The organism is Paraburkholderia azotifigens, from assembly GCF_007995085.1.
GTDB classification, from domain to species: domain Bacteria; phylum Pseudomonadota; class Gammaproteobacteria; order Burkholderiales; family Burkholderiaceae; genus Paraburkholderia; species Paraburkholderia azotifigens.
Genome location: NZ_VOQS01000005.1, coordinates 1262022 through 1277640 on the forward strand (window position 1 = coordinate 1262022; position 15619 = coordinate 1277640).

The window sequence follows — 15619 nt, forward strand, 5'->3', positions numbered from 1 at the left end:
CTACTTGGATTAAACAGACGTCCCAACGTACGATGGTCCAATCGTTCGCCTCGATCTATCTTTCTCTCAAGCGGCAAAGCGTCATCTTCCGCATCGAGAAAACGGATCAGACAGCACGAGGTGAACGGTTCCATGGACAAGATCTTGAGCATGCGCATTTTCTCGCGCGTCGTCGAGTCGGGCAGCTTCAGCGCCGTCGCAGAGCACATGAACTGCAGCACGGGCAGCGTATCGCGCGCCGTGTCGTCGCTCGAAGACCAGTTGCAGGCGCGGCTCCTGCAACGCACGACGCGCAAGATATCGCTGACCGAACCCGGCGAGCGCTACTACCAGAAGTGCAAGAAGATCCTCGCGGATCTCGAGGACGCCGAGGCCGAAGCGGGCGACGCCCACACCTGCGCACGGGGCACGCTGCGCATTCATTGCGTGACCGACCTCGGGCTCGCGCAGTTGACGCACTCGATCATGGAGTACCGCAAGCGCTTTCCCGCCGTGTCGGTGCAGCTGAAGTTCCTGCCGCGCATGGCGAATCTGCTCGAAGACGACGTGGATGTGTCGATCGTGTCGGCGCCGGCGCTGCCCGACTCGCGCAACGTCTGCAAGCTGATCGGACATTGCGAGCGCGTGCTCGTCGCGTCGCCCGCCTTTCTTCAGACGCATCGGATCGAAAGTGCAAGCGATCTCGACGAATATGCGCTGACGCCCGTGCCGTTCCGCGTCGAGCCGAGCGATCATCACGTGAAGCTGAGCCTCGTGAGATCCACGAGCCAGGAAGCAGCCGGCCAGTTCGTCATCAACGATACGGAAGCGACCCGCATTGCCACGCTCGCGGGTGCGGGCGTCGCGGCCTTGCCCGTGCATTGCGTGATCGACGACATTCGCGACGGCAGGCTGGTTCAGCTGTTCCCCGAATCGCGCCTTCAAAATTCGGGCGTATTTGCCGTCTATTCAAGCAGGCATCACATCGACGCGAAGATCAAGACGTTCATCGACTTTCTGACTTCGCACCTGAGAGCAGCGCTCGATAGCCGACTTTTAAACGAGCACACCCAACAGACCTTCAGTCGTCTCGCGCGCGTAGTGGAGAATGCATGATGCGCACCATCGCCCTTCCCCGTTTCCGTTTCCGCTTTCGCTTCCATTTCCGGCCCACGTATGCGATCGCTGCGTGCAGCCTCGCGCTGGCGGCCATCTGCGCTTATCAGGCGCCGGGACTGATGCAGGCCATTCTCGTCGTCGGCGCGAATGCGCAACTGCCGCTCGAACGGCTCGCCGCGCAGGCCGATATGGCGGCGCCCGTTTCGTCTGCTGTTTCGTCTACGTCATGGAAAGAGCCTGCTGCCGACCAGGCACGGCCTGCCGCGCAGAAGCTGGACGAGTCCGTTCGCAGCCGTCACCCGCACGAAGAAACGCACGGCTACGAGCACAGCGTGACGGGCTACAAATACTGGACGTAAATCGCGAACGCGCGCTCTTCGGCGCGCGCCTGCAACCTTCCGCCTGCCCCTCTCCTCTTCGTCGGAACGGTTGATCGAAGCGGCCGGCCGCGTCCTTCGCTTGCGCCGACTGCCGTTCGAAGCCGCGTAGCACGACGACCATGCCGCGCCGCCACGGCTTGCGCGCGATCATGCGCCGCCGCGCGCGGACCTTTCCCGTTTTTCCTTGCCCGGCTTCCCGTCATCGGATTCGATCCGCGTCGTGCCGCCCTGCGCGGGCGCATCGCTGGCCGGAAACGAGTCTTCGACTGTCTCGTCGATGCGATGCTCGGGCTTCTCGCTGTTCGGGTTCTGCTCCTTCTTCGTGTTCGACATCTGCCTCTCCCTGTCGATGGTTCCTGGAAGCTTCCATTCAGCAAGGCGCGTTCCCTGCGGCATAGGGCATCGCCACGGCGAAGTCCCAGTGTAGATAGAAAACCAGCGGGCGAACGTGCAAGCCCCGTTATTTCCGTGCCGCGATCATTTGCCCAATGACACCGCATGCACTGCACAGGAAACAGATATGGCCAAAAAGAAGGTGATCCGCATCTACAGCGACCCCGCGGGCGGTTGGGGCGCGCTCAAGGCAACGGGTGAAGCGCTGACGCTTCAGGGCATTCCCGTCTCCGGCGCGAAGACGCTGTTGCACATGAACCAGCCGCAAGGCTTCGACTGTCCGGGTTGCGCATGGCCCGACCCGAAGCACACGTCGTCGTTCGAATTCTGCGAGAACGGCGCTAAGGCCGTCGCGTGGGAAGCGACCGTGAACCGCTGCACGCCGGAGTTCTTTGCCGCGCACAGCGTGTCGGAACTCGCGGCCTGGGACGACTACGATCTGGAGATGGCCGGCCGCCTCACGCATCCGATGGCCTATGACGGCAAGTCGGACCGCTATCTGCCCATCAGTTGGGAAGACGCCTTCGCGCTGGTCGGGCGGCATCTGAATGCGCTCGACCATCCCGATCAGGCCGACTTCTACACATCGGGCCGCGCATCGAACGAAGCGGCGTTTCTCTATCAGCTGTTTGTGCGCGAATTCGGCACCAACAACTTCCCCGACTGTTCGAACATGTGTCACGAAGCGACGAGCGTCGGCTTGCCGCAATCGATCGGCGTCGGCAAGGGTACGGTGCTGCTCGAAGACTTCGAACACGCGGACGCGATTTTCATCTTCGGACAGAACCCCGGCACGAACAGCCCGCGCATGATGAGCGATCTGCATTCGGCATCGCGGCGCGGCGCGAAGATCGTCTCGTTCAATCCGTTTCGCGAGCGCGCGCTGGAGCGCTTCGCGTCGCCGCAGAATCCCGTCGAAATGGCGACGCTCGGCTCCACGCCCATCAGCACGTTCCTGTATCAGGTGCGCGTGGGCGGCGACGTCGCAGTGCTCAAGGGCATGATGAAAGCGATCGTCGAAGCCGACGACGCCGCGCGCGCCGCCGACGCGCCGCGCATTCTCGACATCGAGTTCATCGAAGGCCACACGCACGGCATCGATGCGCTGCTCGACGATCTGCGCGCCACCTCGTGGGAATCGATCGAACGTTATTCGGGCCTGTCGCGCGCCGACATCGAAAACGCCGCGAACATCTACATGAAGGCGCAAAACGCGATCCTCGTGTACGGCATGGGCATTACACAGCATCATCGCGGCACGGAGAACGTGCAGCAGATCGCGAACCTAGCGCTGCTGCGCGGCAACGTGGGGCGTCCGGGCGCGGGCATTTGCCCCGTGCGCGGACACTCGAACGTGCAGGGCAACCGCACGGTCGGTATCACGGAGAAGCCGAGCAAGGCATTGATAGACGGCATCGAGCGCGCGTTCGGTTTTCGTGCGCCGGGCGGACACGGCAACGACGTGATTGCGACGCTCGAAGCGATGACGCGTGGCGACGCGAAAGTGTTCGTCGCGCTGGGCGGCAATTTCGCGGCGGCGATTCCCGACTGGGTGCGCATGCAGGAGCACATCCGCAAGCTCGACCTGACCGTGCACATCGCAACGAAGCTCAACCGCAGCCATCTCGTGCACGGCAAGAGCGCGTTGATTCTGCCCTGCCTCGGACGCACGGAGATCGACATTCAGGCGGACGGCCCGCAATCGATCACCGTCGAAGATTCGATGTCGATGGTGCATGCGTCGGCAGGCCGCAACGAGCCCGCGTCGCCGCATCTGCTGAGCGAGCCGGCCATCGTCGCGGGCATTGCGCGCGCGACGCTCGGCGAGCAGTCGCGCGTGCAGTGGGAGCAGATGGTCGCGAACTACGACCGCATTCGTAATGCGATCGAAATCGTGTTCCCGATCTTCCAGGCCTACAACGAGCGCATCCGCGTGCCGGGCGGCTTTCATCTCGTGTCGCCGGCGCGCGAACGCGTGTGGGACACGCCGACGGGCCGCGCGAATTTCCTCGTCTTCAAGGGGCTCGACGAAGACCCGTGGCAGGACGATCCCGATGCGCTCTCGCTCACGACGATGCGCAGCCACGATCAGTACAACACGACGCTGTACTCGCATTCGGACCGCTATCGCGGCGTGTTCGGTCAACGCGACGTCGTGTTCATGAACCAGCACGAACTGCAAAAGCGCGGCCTGCATCCGGGCGAGCGCGTCGATATCGTCGCGCTGTCGACGGATGGCGTCGAACGCATCGTCCGCAGCTTCAAGGTGGTCGAGTACTCGCTGCCCGACGGCTGCTGCGGCGCGTACTACCCGGAAGTGAATCCGCTCGTGCCGCTCTATGCATTCGATCCGCAAAGCCGCACGCCGTCGTACAAATCGGTGCCCGTGAAAGTGATGCGCGCCGCCGTCGTCGGCCCCGACTCCGCGACGCGCGCCATCGCCGTTCAAACCGCGTCGCCACGCGAGGAGACCCGTCATGCTTGATCATGTTGTCAACCTGTCGCGCGCGCAGTTCGCGATGACGGCCATCTTCCACATCCTGTGGCCGATTCTCACGATCAGCCTCTCCGCTTTTCTCGTGCTGGTCGAAGCGCTGTGGATCAGAACGGGCGACGTGATGTACTACCGCCAGGCGCGCTTCTGGAGCAAGCTGCTGGTGCTGAACTTCGCGGTCGGCGTGGTCAGCGGCATTCCCATGGAGTTTCAGTTCGGCACCAACTGGGCGGGCTTCTCGCAGTACAGCGGCCAGTTCATCGGCAATATTCTCGGCTTCGAAGGCGCGATGGCGTTCATGCTCGAAGCGGGCTTCGTCGGCGTGATGCTGCTCGGCTGGGGACGCGTGCCGCGCGGCGTGCACCTGTTCGCCACCGCAATGGTCGCGCTCGGCTCGAGCATCTCGGCGTTCTGGATCATGGTCGCCAATTCGTGGATGCAGACGCCCGCCGGCTATGCCGTCGTCGACGGCAAGATCGTGGTGACCAACTATCTCGCCGCGATCTTCAATCCCGACATGGTGTGGGGCGTGTCGCACATGTGGGTCGCGGCGATCGAAACGGGCATGTTCGTGATCGCGGGCATCTCCGCGTACAACCTGTTCCGCAAGCGCTACCCGGAATTCTTCGCGCGCTCGTTCAAGATCGCGCTCGCGGTGCTCGTCGTCGTTGCGCCGCTGCAGATCTGGCTCGGCGATTCGAGCGGCGTGAGTGTGTTCGAAACACAGCCCGCGAAGGGCGCGGCTATCGAAGGCCACTGGCACACCAACGCGCCGGGCACGGGCGCGTCGTGGTCGCTGCTTGCCTGGCCCGATCAGAAAGCGCAACGCAACGACTGGTCGCTCGAAGTGCCCGGCATGCTGAGCGTGCTCGGCACGCACTCGCTGCACGGCCAGGTAAAAGGTCTCACTGACTTCAGGCGCGAAGACCAGCCGCCCATGATTCCCCTGCTCTACTACGCGTTCCGCGTGATGGCAGGCATCGGCTTCTGCTTCATGCTGCTCGCGTTCTGGACGGCATATGCGCTGCGCAAGGCGCGCGGCAGCCTCGACGCGCTGCTGGCGCGGCGCAAGCTGCTGCTCGCGTGGGTGCTGTGCATTCCGCTGCCGTATGTCGCCGTCGAAGCGGGCTGGATCGTGCGTGAAGTGGGCCGTCAGCCGTGGGTCGTGTACGGGCTGCTGCGCACGAGCCAGGCGGCGTCGACGGTCGCGCCTTCGTCGGTCTCGCTCAGCATGGCGATGTTCTTCGCGTTCTATGTCGTGCTGCTGGTCACGTTCTTTGTACTTGCGCGCCGCTGGCTGCGCAAAGGGCCGGACATCGCGAGCGTGCCGCCCGCCATCGTCACCACGCGCAGCGCGACGGCGCCCTCGTCCATCTCCGGCTATTGATGCCGCCTACATTGCACAAGAGGTTGCCTCATGGATAGCTCAACTCATTCGCTGCTGGCCTACGTCTGGTTCGGCCTGCTCGGCCTGATGCTGGTTTTCTACGTCGTGACGGACGGCTTCGATCTCGGCGTCGGCATTCTCAGCCTGCTGCGCACGCGGCGTGAAGACCGCGATGTGATGATCGAATCGATCGGTCACGTATGGGACGCCAACGAAACGTGGCTCGTCGTGCTCGGCGGCGCTCTGTTCGGCGCGTTCCCGCTCGCCTATGCGCAACTGATGCAGGATCTGTATCTGCCCATCATGGCGCTGATCGCGGGGCTCATCATGCGCGGCGCAGCCATCGAGTTCCGTCATGGCGTCGAGCACGGTCCGCTGTGGGACAAGGTGTTCGGCATCGGCAGCCTGGTGGCGGCGCTCGCGCAGGGCGTCGTGCTCGGCAAGGTCATCACGGGGCTCGTGCCGGGCGAGATGAACGAGGGCTTCATCGCCGTGGCGGCCATCGGCGTGGTCGCGGGCTATGCGCTGCTCGGCGCGACATATCTGGTGAAGAAGACCGTGGGCATGATCGAGCAGTGGTCGCGGCGCCTCGGCGTGCTGAGCGCGATGCTGACGGTGGCGGCCGCGCTGCCGCTGACCATCGCGACATGGTTCTTCAGCGATGTCGGTATCGACCGCTGGTCGCAGCCGGCCGTCATGCATGTGCTAATCGCGCTCGGCATCGCGGCAGCGCTCGCCTTCGCGTTCATCATGGCGTCGCTGTATCTGGGCTCCGCGCGCGGGCCGTTTCGCGGCGCCGTGACGCTGTTCATCGTGTCGTTCGCGGGTCTCGCCGTCAGCCTGTTTCCAGACTTCGTGCCGGGCAAGCTGGGCATCGTGCAGGCGGCTTCCGACGCACACACGCTCGCGTTCATGCTGGCGGGCATCGGGCTGATTTTTCCGGTGATGATCGGATACAACCTGTACCAGTACTACATCTTCCGCGGCAAGGTGTTCGGCGAAGCGCATGCGGGCGAGTGAGGTTTCTGCAATTCCCGAGTAACGTCCGTTTCTCGCGCGACTGCACGCCGCGCGAGAAATTCTTCAGTCAGAGCGTCAGAGCATCCAGACCGTCAGCTCAGGCTTTCCACCCCTCGAGAAAGTCCACCAGAATCCGATTGACAATCTCCGGCTGCTCTTCATGCGGCAGGTGGCCCGCGCGCGGAATCGCGTGCGTCACGACATCGCGCGCCATGCCCTTCCACACGTTCGCCATGTCGAACATCTTGCCCACCGCGTAGAACGCCTCGCCCCACAGCGCGAGCGTCGGCGCCTCGATCAACTGGTCGGCATCTTCCTTGTCCTGCGCGACATCGACGGCGTTCGCGCGATAGTCCGCCATCGCGCCGCGCACCGCGCCGGGCGCCTCGTAGGCGCGCACATAGGTTTCGAACGCTTCGCCCGAGATTGCGTTCGGGTCGTAGCACCAGTCCGAGAAGAAGTGCCTGAGCCATGCGCGTTCCTTGCCCGCGATCAGCATCTCCGGCAAATCGGGCACCTGATGGAACAGGAAGAACCAGTAGGCGCGAGCGATCTGCGCATCGATCGATTGCGCGACGATGCGCGTCGGCACGTTGTCCATCACGACGAGTCGATCCACGCTCCCGGGATGATCCTTCGCGAAACGCGTCGCGACGCGCGCGCCGCGATCGTGGCCGACGAGCGCCACGCGTTCGATCGACAGTTCGCGCAACAGCGCGCGCAGATCGTTCGCCATCGTCCGCTTGTCGTAGCCGCTCGCGGGTTTATCCGTGTCGCCATAGCCGCGCAGATCCGGCGCGATCACGCGATAGCGCTCCGCGAGCACGGGAATCTGGTGCCGCCACGCATGATGCGTTTCCGGAAAGCCGTGCAGCAGCACGACAGGCGCGCCCTCGCCTGCTTCGACATAATGCTGGCGAATGCCGTTCGCAGTGACCGTGTGGTGCGTGAGGTCGATCGTGTTCGTCATGACGGGTTCTCCAAAGGTGATCCGTTAGATGCCGCGTGCGCGGCAAACGTCTATCGGTTGGGAACCAGTCTATTGAGCGGATGCCCCGCGATTAAGCCAGGGGCGGAGATAAAGATACTTGAGGACGCTGCGTGTAATCCGTTCGGTTCAAGCGTGCTTCGCTTCCTGCTCGACCCTGCCCGCCATCGCGTCGATACGCTCGGCCACCGCCTCGAGCGCGGGGGTCACCGTCGAACGCAAATGAGCGAGCAGCGTACGGACTTTCGCTTCCAGATAGCGGCGCGACGGATACACGGCGAATACCGTGAACGGCCTGACCCTGTACTGCGGCAGCACACGTATCAGCCTGCCGGCGGCGAGATCCTCGATGGCGGAATACGTCGCGAGCGTGCCAATGCCCGCGCCGTCCAGCAGCATCGCGCGCATCACATCGGGCGCATTGACCTGCAACGGCGCGTGCGTAAGCGTCAACACGTGCCGGTCGTCCATCGCGTGGGCGTTTTCGAGGTGCCATTCGTCGGGCGGCGAGACGGGCGTCTCGAGTTTCAGCAGCGTATGCGCCGCGAGGTCGTCGCGCGTGAGCGGCATGCCGTTTCGCTTCACGTAGTCCGGCGAGGCAACCATCACCGACCACGCGGAGCCGAGCGCTTGCGCGACATAGATCGAATCGGGCAGTTGCGTCGCCGAAATCAGCGACACGTCGTAGCCGTCCTCGACGAGATTCGGCATGCTCTGCTCGATTTTCAGCTCGACGGTTACGTCGGGATAGTCGCGCTGATAGCCGACGAGCGCCGCCGCGACCATGCTTTGCGCGAGACCCGGCGCGCAATGCAGCCGCAGCTTGCCCGCTGGCGACACGCTCGCATTGCGCGCCTCGTCCGTGGCCGCATCGAGATCCGCGAGAATTGCTTTCGCGCGTTCGTAGAAGCGGCTGCCCGCTTCCGTGAGCGACAGGTGGCGCGTCGTCCGATGCAGCAGCGCCGTGTGCAGCTGCTCTTCGAGCGCCGTGACGGCCCGCGAAATCTGCGCGGCCGTTACGGCGTTCTCTTTCGCAACCGCAGTGAACGAGCCCGTCTCGACCACTCTGACGAAGACCCGCATGCTGCCCACGATATCTGCCATTCATTGACCCAAGGCATGGTGAAGAATGCTTCTCGCACGGCACATCCGTCCGCGGACGCAGCGTGCTCCCAGCCGGGGACTATGCCATATGCGCCGCGCGGGCCGCATCGCAGGGGACATCGCGCGACGCCGGCACAACACGGCGGTCATCCTTCGGAGGTCGCTGCGTCGCGCAGCACGGACGCGAGGATCATCGCGTCCGCATTGACGGGCGCCGGGCGCGGATTCGGCTTGTACACGGCGTCGCCGGGATGAATCGCCTGGCCGCTCATCGCGCAGAACCCCGAGAGGCGGGCGCGCGCCATGCGCCAGACCTGATCGCCGAAGCAGCCGCGCGTCGCGTCGCGCCACGCGATCGTGGCCGTCGACGGCGTCGGCCGGTCGATCAGCGTCACCGCGGCGCCGAAGCGTCCGTCGGCGCACTGCGCCTTCCGGCGCGACGACGCAGCGCCTTCCACGGCAGCCATCAGGCGGGAAGGCGTGCCCAGCAGACCGATGGTCTGCGTCCACGGATCCATCATGTTTGCGTTTGCCAGCATGTCGAAACTCCTTTGGAAAGCGATCGGTTCAGGCATTGCTTCTGGACTGTCGGAACAGCGTCGGCGCTCAGCGCGCGTCGCCCGTCTTCTCTTTCCAGCGGTGCGGCGTTTCGCCGACGAACTTCTTGAAGACAGTCGTGAAGTGCGCCTGCGAGCGGAATCCGCAGCTGAGCGCGACATCCATCACGTTGTGCTTCGACGTCACGAGCAGATGCTGTGCGTGCTCGACACGCCGGCGCAGCAGATATTCATGCGGACGCAGACCTGTCGCGCGACGGAACTGCGCGGCGAAATGCATGCGCGTGAGGCCCGCGCTCGACGCGATCTCGGCGAGACCGATGGGCTCGGCGAGATGCGCGTCGACGAATTCGATCACGCGATTCATGCGCCATTGCGGCAGCGGCGCGGCTTCGCGTGCGCGCCGCGTTGCGCCCGCGAAATGACGGGCGACCACGCGCGACACGATCGCGAGACTCACGCTGTCGGTGAACATCTTGCCGAGCGCGGCGTCGTTGCTTTGCGATACGGCAAGCGCCTGCCCGAGACGCTCGAGCACCGGATCGCGGATCAGCTCGGGATCGTCGAGCACGATGTCGCCGTCGCGCGTGTGCTGGAACAGATCCTGGTAGCACTCGCCGAGCACCTGCTGCGAGACGAACAGATGCAGCACATCGGCGGACGACGCGAACACGGCTTTGGTCGGCACGCCGGGCGCCGTCACCTGAACCGCACCCGCCGTCAGGCGGCCATGCACGAGACGGCGGCCGGCGTGGTCGAACGTGAGCGCCGCGCACTTCAGGTTCAGCCCGATGCAATGATCGGCGACGATTCCTTCGTTCGCCACTTCGAGCGGCGCGCTGCCCGCGTGCGTCCAGCGCGCGACGACGACGTTGTCGCGACGTGCCTGCGTATCGGTCGCCGAGGCGTTGACGCGCCGCCAATGCTGCTCGGCGACGATGGGCGAAGCCGGGCGTCGCGACACGACATCGGCGAGGGGAGCGGGTAGATCGAGCACAGTGTTATTCATGACAGGTCCATCCGGTTCAGTGATGTGATTGCGGCTCGAAACAGCGTTGCCGCGATGGAATCAAAGTTAATCGCACGGACCTGGCGCGACTAGTCCATCGCGTCATTGAAATGGCACCGGGCGAATTCGCCGCGATGGATCGTTGTACTTCCATTTGATCGGCTTCGGATTCTTGTTGTGCTCACGGATATAGCGCATCAGTTTGCGATCCAGATCCTTAACGGTGGTGAAGACGCCTCGCGCGATTACGTCGCGCTGGATACGCGCGAACCAGTTTTCCACCTGATTTAGCCAGGAGGTATAGGTCGGTGTGTAATGCAGCCGCACGTTGCAGTGTTGCTGCAGAAACTCCTGCACACGTGCGGTCTTGTGACTACTGACATTGTCGCAAATCACATGAATTTCCTGTCTGGGCCGCTGGCTGGCGATCACGCCGGTGAGGAAGGCGACGAACTGCTCGCTGGTATGGCGTGGCGCGGTTTTGCCGATGACTTCCCCGGTCGCCGTATTGAGCGCAGCGAACAGGCTCAGAGTGCCGTTACGCTTGTATTCAAAGCCATGACTCTCGGCGCGGCCCGGTGACAGCGGCAACATCCGGTCCTTACGATCCAGCGCCTGAATGGCGGTCTTCTCGTCCACACAGAACACCGCCGCATGAGCGGGAGGGTTCAGATAGAGGCCTATCACGTCTGCAGCCTTGGTCTCGAAGTCAGGATCGTTCGAGACCATATGCGTATCGAGCCGATGAGGACGCACGCCATGCTTGCGCCAGATCCGCTGTACCGTCGAGGCGCCCACATCACCCAGTGCCGCAGCCAGCTTATAGCTGCTCCAATGCGTCGATCCGTCCAGAGGACGGCGTGTGAGCGTGAGTTTCAACACGCGCGCCTCGAGCTTTTCAGGTGGGTGCACGGGAGCACGTCCAGGATGGCGCGCATACAGGCCGGCCAGCCGCTCGGCCAGGAACCGACTCGACCACCGTGAAATGAAGCGCGAGTCACATCGCAGCCGCTGCATGATCGCCTCGCGTGATTGGCCATCGTCAAGCATCAAAATAAGCCGGGCACGCCGCGCGTTAGCTGCGCGCACTGTCTGGCTGCGAGTTGCTGAGAGCAATTGCTCGCGCTCAAGCGCCGTCAGATTCATCTTTTCCATGCATTTCATTGAATACCACATCGGGTGCCTTTTCAATGACGCAATGGACTAGCCGTACATAGGGTTGCTCACGCAGTCGAATGGTTGAGTCAACCTATATGAAGGTTTAATAGGCGACCTTCGAGACGCGCACGGAAAGCTTCGTGCAATGCCCGAACGCGCGCGGCCGAACGCCGCACATACGCGGCGATCGAAAAAAACCGAAGAGGACGCGAATCAGGAAGGAAGCGAAACGAACGCCGTGGCGCGTTCGTTTCGTACCCGGAAGGGATAACCGGTGGGACAGCGGGCAGCAGCCCGCCAGAGAGGCTCAGGAGCCGCGCTGCGTGCGCGGCGACGTGCCGGAATCGAGCGACTTCACGCCGAGCGCCTCGGCCTTGAGAACGAAATCGGCGAGCGAGCGCGACTCCATCTTTTTCATCGCCTGGCCGCGATGGATCTTCACGGTGATCTCGCTGAGGTTCATTTCAGCGGCGATCTGCTTGTTCATCAGGCCGCTGGCGACGAAGGCCATCACTTCGCGCTCGCGCGGCGTCAGCGACTCGTACATGCGCCGCAGATCCGAAATCGAACGTTCGGACTTTCTGCGCTCCGCATCGGTTGCGAGTGCGTTCGCGACGGCGTCGAGCATGTCCTGATCGCGGAACGGCTTGGCGAGAAAGTCCATCGCGCCCGCCTTCATCGCCTTCACGGACATCGCGATATCGCCGTGCGCCGTCATGAAGATGATGGGCACGCGCACGTCGCCCGACGCGATCTGCTCCTGCACGGCGAGACCGCTCTGGCCTTTGAGGCGCACATCGAGAATCAGGCAGCTGGGCATGTCGGGCTTGTCGAACGAGAGGAATTCCTGCGCGGACGCGAACGCCTCGACGCGCAAGCCCACCGAGCGCAGCAGCATCGTGACGGCCGCGCGCATCGAATCGTCGTCGTCGACGACATAGACGATCGACGGATTCGGGTCGTTCATTTCATCGCTGCTCATCGCACGTTCCTTTATCGATCGGCAAAACGAACTGCATCGTCGCGCCCTGCCCTTCCTGAGACTCGGCCCAGATACGCCCGCCGTGCGCCTCGACGATGGACCGGCAGATGGACAGGCCCATGCCCATGCCATCCGTCTTGGTCGTGAAGAACGCGTTGAAGAGCCGCCCGACGTTCTCCTCGCTGATACCCGTTCCCGAATCTTCGACGGCGACCTGCCCGTAATCGCCTTCCACGCGGCTCGTAGCGATCCGCATGCGCCGCGCGCGGCCCCGTGGTTGTTGCCGCGTTTGTTCCCGCGTTTGTTCCTGCGTTTTTTCCTTTACGTTCGCCATGGCCTGCACGCCGTTCATCACGAGATTGATGACGACCTGCTGCAACTGCACGCGATCGCCGCATACGAGGGGAGGCGGCTCGGCGAAACCCGTTTCCAGCTCGATCCGCGCAGCGTCGAGTTCGCGCCGCACGAGCTCGATCGATTCTCTCACGATACCGTTCAGGTCGAGCACGGCCTGGCCCGGATCGCGCTTCTGCGCCATCGAGCGGATCTGCCGGATCACGTCGCTCGCGCGCTTCGCGTCGCGCACCATCTGGCCGATGGACTGGCCGACTTCGCCGAGATCGGGCTTCGCGCGGTTCAGCCAGCGCGACGCGGCATCGCCCGCCGTGACGATGGCGGCGAGCGGCTGCGTGACTTCGTGCGCGATCGACGCCGCCAGTTCGCCGAGCATCGTGACGCGCGTCACGTGCGCGAGTTCCGCCGTCGAGCGGTCGAGCGCATCCTGCGCGAGCTGCCGCTCCGTCACGTCCATCAACGCGCCCACATACTCGATATTCGCGGACTGCGGCACGGCCAGATGTGCGACGTAGTGCACGTACTTGATGCGGCCGTCGGGCATCTGCAGCCGGTGCTCGACGTCGACGTACGGCGAACCCGACAGCCCCGCTTCGTAGGCCTCGCGCACGAGGGGGAGATCGTCGGGATGGGTGCGCGCGAGAATCAGCTGCATGCCGGGCATGTAGTCCGGCGAGTACTCGAAGATCCGGTAGACCTCGTCGGACCACCACATGTCGCCCGCCGGCAGACGCGTCGCGATACTGCCCGTGCGGCTCAGACGCTGCGCATCGGACAGGAACGCCTCGCTGCGCTCCAGCGCCTGCTCGGCCTGCTTGCGCTCTTCGATGTCGGTATTGACGCCGTACCAGCGCAGGATGCGGCCGTCCTGATCGCGCAACGGTTCGGCGCCGATATGCATCCAGCGGTACGCGCCGTTGCTCTGGCGAACGCGCGACACGTTCTCGAACGGCTTGCCCGTCGCGATCGCGCCGCGCCAGGCCGCGTGCATCGCGGGCCAGTCGTCGGGATGCACGATCGACGTCCACACGTCGCCGCTATTGCCCGTCAACGTGATGCCGAGTTCGTTCCAGCGCCGGTTGGTGTAGCTCAGTTCGCCGTCGCGCGACGAACTCCAGACCATGCCAGGAATCGCGTCGATGGTCGCGCGCAGCTCTTCCTGCTGGCGCTGCAACTCGCCTTCCATGCGCTTGCGCACGGTGATGTCGTTGTTGGTGGCGAGCACCGCGCGCGGCCTGCCCTTGTCGTCGCGCCACAGCGCGAAGCGGCTCGACACGATGACGGTGCTGCCGTCGCTGCGCACGCGCTGCAGCTCGCCCTCCCAGCGTCCGTTGCGGACCACTTCGTCGCGCAGTTCGTCGACGGGAATCGACGACGTCGTGCGCGTCAGTTCGTGAATAGGCTGGCCGATCGCCTGGCTCGCGCTCCAGCCGTACAGTTCCTCGGCGCCCTGATTCCAGAACGTGATGCGGTCACTCATGTCGTAGGCGACGATCGCGTCGTGCGTCAGGTTGAGCAGTTGGATCTGCTCCTGCAGCCGCGCCGTGGTCGCCTGATTGCGCAGCGCGAGAAAGGACGTCGTGCCGATGGCGAGCAGGCTCACCACGCAGCGCGCGATCGAACCGCCCGAGTAGTTTTCGTCGTGCGACATCATGAATGCGACGAGCGTCAGCACGACGCACGTGCAGGCCGTGGCGACCGCGGCCTGGCGCGAGCCCGTCGACGCGACCAGCAGCACCACGACCACGTACAGCACGGCAATGGCGATATCGAGCGGTGTCAGCGCGTCGATCACGAAGACGATCAGGCCGACGACGGCGGCAAGTGCAAAGAGAACGCGCGCGTCGCGTGGCGACGTCATGCCTGCGCCCTGACGGAACATCATGACGCTCCGTGAATGCAAGGTGTCGCGGGCACGTGGGGCGGACGGCACATCTTTGGCATAGGCTTTCCTCGCGAGCGTTTGTCTGCGGGCGGCGCACCCCCGGTTCGCGCCGCCGCACGCGTCGCTCGACACTCGGAAATCCAGGAAGCCGGCCCATTTCGATCCGGATTGAAGTTTATCCGAATACCTCGAATTCCCTTGAGGTAGGGTCGCGGCGCGGCAAGGCCGGCCTGCCTCATTCGCCACTGGCGCAGTCGGGCTCTATCCTCGCGAGACAGCGCGATACTTCGCCGCCATCGACGGGCTTGGTCAGCACGCACATGGCGCCCAGATCGAGCGCCTGGCGGCGCACCGCGTCGGAGGCGAACGCCGAGATGAAAATGACGGGCTGCGTGACGCCCATTTCCAGCAGATGACGATACATGTCGAGACCGCTCATGCCGGGCATCTGCACATCGGAGATGATGCACGCCACATTGCTCACGGTGCCGGATGCGAGGAACGCCTCGGCCGACGCATAGAGCCGGACATCCCAATCCAGAGAACGAACGAGGCTCGACATCGCGGTACGGACGGATTCGTCGTCGTCGATGACTGAAGCGATCGGGTGGTTGTGCAAGCGACTTTCCTCGGCCGTTAGTTGACAACGGCACGCTGCTGCGTAATGCCGTTCAAGGTGAGTTCATCTTATGGGAATAGGCGCGCCGGGAGAATCATATGTAGGTATAGTCCGGCCAGCCTTACGGTACATGGCTTGCTGCCTCTTTCCGCGCGTGTGACGCGTCTGCACGCGCCTCGCTTGCGATGGCG

Annotated in this window: 14 protein-coding genes; 5 read left to right on the plus strand and 9 right to left on the minus strand. The window is 64.0% G+C overall.

Annotation, left to right across the window (positions count from 1 at the left end; genetic code table 11):
• Nucleotides 1–132 precede the first annotated feature (132 nt).
• Nucleotides 133–1095 carry a LysR family transcriptional regulator gene (locus tag FRZ40_RS37675; protein WP_028366273.1) on the plus strand — a complete coding sequence of 321 codons (963 nt, stop codon included), beginning with the start codon at nt 133–135 and terminating at the stop codon, nt 1093–1095.
• On the plus strand, nt 1092–1457 hold the full coding sequence (locus FRZ40_RS37680; RefSeq protein WP_240057456.1) for a hypothetical protein: 366 nt from the start codon (nt 1092–1094) through the stop codon (nt 1455–1457). Before FRZ40_RS37675 ends, FRZ40_RS37680 begins: the two co-directional genes overlap by 4 nt.
• A gap of 168 nt (nt 1458–1625) precedes the next feature.
• On the opposite strand, the gene FRZ40_RS37685 is transcribed toward FRZ40_RS37680, so the two are convergent.
• The gene (locus tag FRZ40_RS37685) at nt 1626–1811 is read right to left on the minus strand and encodes a hypothetical protein (RefSeq protein ID WP_028366271.1); all 186 of its coding nucleotides are present in this window, start codon (nt 1809–1811) and stop codon (nt 1626–1628) included.
• 187 nt (nt 1812–1998) lie between these two features.
• Here FRZ40_RS37685 and FRZ40_RS37690 point away from each other — a divergent pair, with 187 nt between their 5' ends.
• Genes FRZ40_RS37690 through FRZ40_RS37700 form a run of 3 tightly spaced genes read left to right on the plus strand, consistent with a single transcriptional unit; the run spans nt 1999 to nt 6772 of the window.
• Complete coding sequence (locus FRZ40_RS37690) at nt 1999–4356, plus strand: FdhF/YdeP family oxidoreductase (RefSeq protein ID WP_147237584.1); 2358 nt, start codon at nt 1999–2001, stop codon at nt 4354–4356.
• Nucleotides 4349–5752: a cytochrome ubiquinol oxidase subunit I gene (locus FRZ40_RS37695; RefSeq protein ID WP_147237585.1), complete on the plus strand. Its 1404-nt coding sequence runs from the start codon at nt 4349–4351 to the stop codon at nt 5750–5752. The genes FRZ40_RS37690 and FRZ40_RS37695 overlap by 8 nt, the downstream gene beginning before the upstream one ends.
• Before the next feature lie 30 nt (nt 5753–5782).
• Nucleotides 5783–6772 (plus strand): cytochrome d ubiquinol oxidase subunit II, encoded by a 990-nt coding sequence (locus FRZ40_RS37700; RefSeq protein ID WP_147237586.1) that lies wholly within the window; start codon nt 5783–5785, stop codon nt 6770–6772.
• Nucleotides 6773–6869: 97 nt separating this feature from the next.
• Here the strand turns inward: FRZ40_RS37700 and FRZ40_RS37705 are convergent, their stop codons facing one another.
• The 8 genes from FRZ40_RS37705 to FRZ40_RS37740 form a co-directional block, all read right to left on the minus strand.
• Nucleotides 6870–7742 carry an alpha/beta fold hydrolase gene (locus FRZ40_RS37705; protein WP_147237587.1) on the minus strand — a complete coding sequence of 291 codons (873 nt, stop codon included), beginning with the start codon at nt 7740–7742 and terminating at the stop codon, nt 6870–6872.
• A 147-nt stretch (nt 7743–7889) separates the two neighbouring features.
• Entirely contained in the window at nt 7890–8864 is a 975-nt protein-coding gene (locus FRZ40_RS37710) for a LysR family transcriptional regulator (RefSeq protein ID WP_147237588.1), read from the minus strand.
• A 146-nt stretch (nt 8865–9010) separates the two neighbouring features.
• Nucleotides 9011–9403, minus strand: a complete 393-nt coding sequence (locus FRZ40_RS37715; protein ID WP_147237589.1) for a DUF3331 domain-containing protein — start codon at nt 9401–9403, stop codon at nt 9011–9013.
• 67 nt (nt 9404–9470) lie between these two features.
• Nucleotides 9471–10430, minus strand: coding sequence for a helix-turn-helix domain-containing protein (locus tag FRZ40_RS37720; protein WP_028366264.1), 960 nt, complete (start codon nt 10428–10430; stop codon nt 9471–9473).
• Between the two features lie 102 nt (nt 10431–10532).
• Nucleotides 10533–11594, minus strand: coding sequence for an IS630 family transposase (locus FRZ40_RS37725; RefSeq protein ID WP_147236852.1), 1062 nt, complete (start codon nt 11592–11594; stop codon nt 10533–10535).
• Nucleotides 11595–11895: 301 nt separating this feature from the next.
• The gene (locus FRZ40_RS37730) at nt 11896–12570 is read right to left on the minus strand and encodes a response regulator transcription factor (protein WP_028366263.1); all 675 of its coding nucleotides are present in this window, start codon (nt 12568–12570) and stop codon (nt 11896–11898) included.
• Nucleotides 12557–14809, minus strand: coding sequence for a PAS domain-containing sensor histidine kinase (locus FRZ40_RS37735; protein WP_147237590.1), 2253 nt, complete (start codon nt 14807–14809; stop codon nt 12557–12559). Before FRZ40_RS37735 ends, FRZ40_RS37730 begins: the two co-directional genes overlap by 14 nt.
• Before the next feature lie 235 nt (nt 14810–15044).
• The gene (locus tag FRZ40_RS37740; RefSeq protein ID WP_147237591.1) at nt 15045–15428 is read right to left on the minus strand and encodes a response regulator transcription factor; all 384 of its coding nucleotides are present in this window, start codon (nt 15426–15428) and stop codon (nt 15045–15047) included.
• Nucleotides 15429–15619: the final 191 nt, after the last annotated feature.